Origin of the sequence: Massilia psychrophila, from assembly GCF_002760665.1 — a bacterium.
Taxonomy (GTDB): Bacteria; Pseudomonadota; Gammaproteobacteria; order Burkholderiales; family Burkholderiaceae_D; genus JAFCUW01.
The window spans coordinates 1-2,485 of sequence record NZ_PDOB01000078.1; the positions used below are offsets into that span (position 1 = coordinate 1).

The window sequence follows — 2,485 nt, forward strand, 5'->3', positions numbered from 1 at the left end:
CGCCGCGCACCAGGATATGCGTGTCGGGGAAATGGCGGCGAATGCGCTCCAGCACTCGCTTGAGGATCATCGTATTCTCGGCGCCGGTCGGACGCATGGACGAGCGCAATACGGCCGCCACCAAGGCGCCGCTGAGGCCCTCGAAAATCACCAGCGGCAGATAACAGGTGCTGCCATAGTGGTGGTTGCAGAATGCGAATGGCTGCTGGCCATGAGCCTGATCTTGCGTGTGGTCGATGTCGAGCACCAGCACGGCCGGAGCGGTGGCGTAGCCGGAGATGAACTGGTCCACGAGCGCACTGCTGAGGCGGAAAATATCCCTGCGCCGGGCCGCATGTTCGAAACGGGAGATGGTGGAAGCCGATGCCAATGCCGCCTCGTCGTTGAACGGGGCACGGCCCGAGCCAAGACGAAACATCGGGTCGTGGCGCAGCGCAGTGCAATCGTTGCCGTCCTCGTAGCCGCTGGCGATCTGATAGACCCGCTGGGTCAGGATGTCGTGTTGCGAATGGGTGACGTAGCTGGCGTGACGTCGGTCGGCGGTGGCCGTCAAGCTAGTTGTCGCCTAATTTCATAATTATGCTGCTTTTTTAAGCAGAGTGTTTTCTTCTAATTCAACGCCGTTGCTGCTCGTTTTGTCTGGATTGAGATGCACGATGGAGACTGGCCTCCAGTTGCGCGTATCGCCGCTCCAGCGTTCTGGATGTGCTGTCCTTGCTGCCTGATACACCTCGTCACGATTGCGTAGTAACGCCACGTCTAAACCTCCATGGCGCTGTGCTGGCGTCACGAACTGAATCGCGCTGTGGCGGTGCTCATGGTTATACCAGTGAACAAAGCCGCCAACCCACTGCCGTGCTGCCAGCAGGCTGTCGAATGCAGCGCGTGGATAGGCCGGTCTGTATTTCAAGGTCTTGAACAGCGACTCCGAGAACGGATTGTCGTTGCTTACCGATGGTCGGCTGAACGACGGCATCACGCCCAGCGCTTGCAGTGTGGCCAGCATGGTCGCTCCCTTCATCGGGCTACCATTGTCCGAATGCAGGACGACCTGGTCAGGCGCAATGTTCTCTCGTGCGCAGATGTCGCGCACCACTTCGCCAGTAAGCTCGCTACTTTCCACATCATAAATCTGCCAGCCTACGATCTTGCGACTAAAGATATCCATGAACAAGTACAGGTAGAAATAAACGCCCTTTACCGGCGTGGGCAGGTACGTGATATCCCAACTGTACAGCTGACCAGGGGCAGTTGCCGCCAGCGCCCGGGGCTTACTACGCGTCTGTGCAGGACGTTCTGCGCCGCGATGGCTCAACTGCTTTTCTTCCTTCAGCACCCGGTAGAACGTCGACTCCGACGCCAGGTAGATACCTTGATCAACCAAACGTGGCACGATTTGGCTGGGCGGCAGGTTCGCAAACTCGGCGCAGTTGGCAACAGCGAGCAGTTGCCCGCGTTCGACTACGCTGAGCCTGTTGCTCGGCTTCTGCACACGCGCTGGCCGTTGATCGCCCCGCTGCATGTCGCGTTGCCACCGTTGCAGCGTGCGTTCGCTGAACGAGATCGCCGCGCAGGCGCTGTCCTGGCGTGCGCCGGCCTTGACCGCATCAGCGACCAGTGCCATCACCTCTATCCGCTCTGCAAGCGCGGTCATTTGACCTCGTCCTCCCAGAGCGCCCGGAACTTTTTTTGCAGGATCAGTAACGCTGCCGCCTCCGCCAGTGCTTTGTCTTTGCGCAGCACCTCTCGTTGCAGTCGCTCGTTATCGTCCTTGAGGGAACGCAGCGCTTTTGAATCCGCCGGTGCCGATTTTTTATCAGCGCAAAAAGCCGCTTGCCACTCAGTCAAATGATGAGGAAAGATACCGTGTTCGCGACACCACGCGCTCAACGTCTCGCCGGCCATCCCGTGGGTCTCATGCAATGCCACCAGTTGCTCCTGGGCGCTCCAGTCCTGTGGTCGCTTCTCTTTCACCGCCGGGGTGTTCTTGTCTGCCACTACTTTCCTCGTCATCCAATTTTTAAGCGTATGGTAATTGACGTTGATGTCGTCCGCGACTGCCTGCACGCTCCTGCCGCCACGGGAGAATACCTTGACCAGTGCTTGTTCTACAAATGCCGGGGAATGTCTTGTTATCATATTTGCCTCTATTTGGATAAAATCTAGAGGCGACAACTAGTCTGACACAGGGGGTCGGTGAGCGCCGCCGAGAGCCGCTTGGTCAGGCCAATCTGGCGGTCTATCCCATTGAGCAGCAGTGGCCCGACATCGGACGACAACGCCCCGCCTTCGACGTCGGCCCGCACTGAAAAACCCGGAATGGAAGCAAAGCGGAGCTGTTCTGGCTTAAAATTCATCGTGACTATTTAGCCGCTATGCAGCGAGCCGAATTGGATCGCCATTGAAGGCGCGCCGCAAGACGTCGAGCATGCCGTGGCCTTGTTTGCGCAGCGTGTCGAGGCAGGAGCGGATGACGCAGAAATTC

The 2,485-nt window shown here is 58.4% G+C and carries 3 pseudogenes; all 3 read right to left on the minus strand.

Annotated elements, in window-relative coordinates:
* Positions 1–547: pseudogene (locus tag CR103_RS22355) on the minus strand (transposase); the annotation flags it as partial.
* Positions 548–577: 30 nt separating this feature from the next.
* Positions 578–2,139 (minus strand): annotated as a pseudogene (locus CR103_RS21670) (IS3 family transposase).
* Positions 2,140–2,192: 53 nt separating this feature from the next.
* Positions 2,193–2,357, minus strand: a pseudogene (locus CR103_RS22360) (IS1380-like element ISTro1 family transposase); the annotation flags it as partial.
* Positions 2,358–2,485 lie beyond the last annotated feature (128 nt).